Annotated in this window: 1 protein-coding gene; it reads left to right on the forward strand. The window is 77.4% G+C overall.

Annotation, left to right across the window (positions count from 1 at the left end; translation table 11 throughout):
- Positions 1-133: 133 nt before the first annotated feature.
- Positions 134-1783, forward strand: coding sequence for a GTPase (locus NWP10_RS12460; protein ID WP_309137728.1), 1650 nt, complete (start codon positions 134-136; stop codon positions 1781-1783).
- Positions 1784-1804: the final 21 nt, after the last annotated feature.

Consider the following 1804-nt stretch of genomic DNA (forward strand, 5'->3'; position numbering starts at 1 on the left):
GCGCCGTGATGAGGGCGATTCGGCGGCTCATAACGGCCGGATGCAGGACAGCTCGGGGCGTGCGGCAGCGTGAGCAGTCTCCCGGCCCTCCGCCGAGCCTCGTCCACGACGCCGGGCCCGCCTGCCCGAGTCCGTGGTGGCCGACGCCGACGCCACCGTCCGCGCCGCGGGCGAGCGCCAGGCCCTCTCGGCCGAGCACACCGTGGTGGGCTTCTTCGGCGCCACCGGCTCCGGCAAGTCCTCCCTCTTCAACGCGCTCACCGGGCGGGACCTGGCCCGCGTGGCCGCCACCCGCCCCACCACGTCCGAGCCGCTCGCCGCGGTGTGGGGCGTGGGCCGCGGCCAGGGTCTGGACGCCGGCGCGGACGGCGACGGCACGGGCGAGGGCGGCGGCGCCGCCGCCCTGCTGGACTGGCTCGGCGTCCGCCGTCGCCACCTGCTGGACGAGGCGCCCGTCCTGGACGATGGCCGGCCCGGCTTCCTCGGCCTGGGCCACCGCGAGGGCGCGGACGCCACGGGCCTGATCCTGCTGGACCTGCCGGACATCGACTCGGTGGAGCTGTCCAACCGGGAGATCACCTCCCGCCTGGCCGGGCACGTGGACGTGCTCGTGTGGGTGGTGGACCCGGAGAAGTACGCGGACGCCGTGCTCCACCGCGAGTTCCTGGCCACCATGGGCTCGCACGCCGCCGTGACCCTCGTGCTGCTCAACCAGGTGGACCGCCTGTCCGTGCGGGACCGGGACACCGTCCTGGCCTCCCTGCGCCGCATGCTCTCCGGCCACGGCCTCGGGGACGTGCGCGTCCTGCCGGTCTCCGCCCGCACCGGCGAGGGCCTCGAGGAGGTCGGTCGGCAGATCGCCGCCATCGTCGAGCGCCGCGGGGCCGCGGCGGAGCGCCTGGGCGCCGACGTCGCCGCCCGCGCCCGGGACCTCGACGCCGCCTCCGGCGAGGGCGAGCCGGCCGGCGTCGGACCGGGGGACGAGCAGCGACTCGGGCGCGACCTGGCCACCGCCGGCGGCGTGCCCGCCGTGGTGCGCGCCGTGGAGGGCTCCTACCGCCTGCGCTCGGCCAAGCAGACCAGCTGGCCCGTGCTGCGCTGGATGCACTCCTTCCGCGCGGACCCCCTGCGCCGGCTGCACCTGATGCCCGACCGCCCAGCCGTCCGCCGCGACCGGGACGAGGTCGGCCGCGACCCCGCCCTGCACCGCACCTCGCTCCCTGAGCGCACGGGCACGCAGAAGGCCGTGGTGGACGGCGCCGTCCGCACCCTCGTCACCGCGGCCGCGGCCGGGGCCCCCGAGCCATGGGCCGCCTCCGTGCGCCGCGCCGGACGCGCCCACGCCGAGCAGGTGCCGGACGCCGTGGACCAGGCGATCGCCGCCACCGACCTCGGGGCGGGCCGCGGCAGCTGGTGGCACCCCGTGCTCAACGTCCTGCAATGGCTCGCACTGCTCACCGCGGTCGTGGGCGCCGGCTGGCTGGGCGTGCTCGCGCTCGCGGCCTACCTGCAGTTCCCGCTGCCGCCGGCCCCGGTGGTCGAGGGCTTCCCCATCCCCACCCTGCTGCTCGTCGGCGGCCTCGCCCTCGGCGTCCTGCTGGCCCTGCTGGCGATCCCGCTGACCCGCATCACGGCGGCCTCGCGCGGGCGCCGGGCCCGCCGACGCCTCGAGGAGGGGACCACCGACGTCGGACGCCGGCTCGTGGTGGACCCGGTGCGCGCGGAGGTGGACCGGTTCCACGCGTTCCGCGACGCCGTGGCCCTGGCCCTTATACACATCTGACGCTGCCGACGAGCCTACGCG

It is taken from the genome of Micrococcus sp. HG099, from assembly GCF_024723355.1.
In the GTDB taxonomy this organism is placed as follows: Bacteria; Actinomycetota; Actinomycetes; order Actinomycetales; family Micrococcaceae; genus Micrococcus; species Micrococcus endophyticus.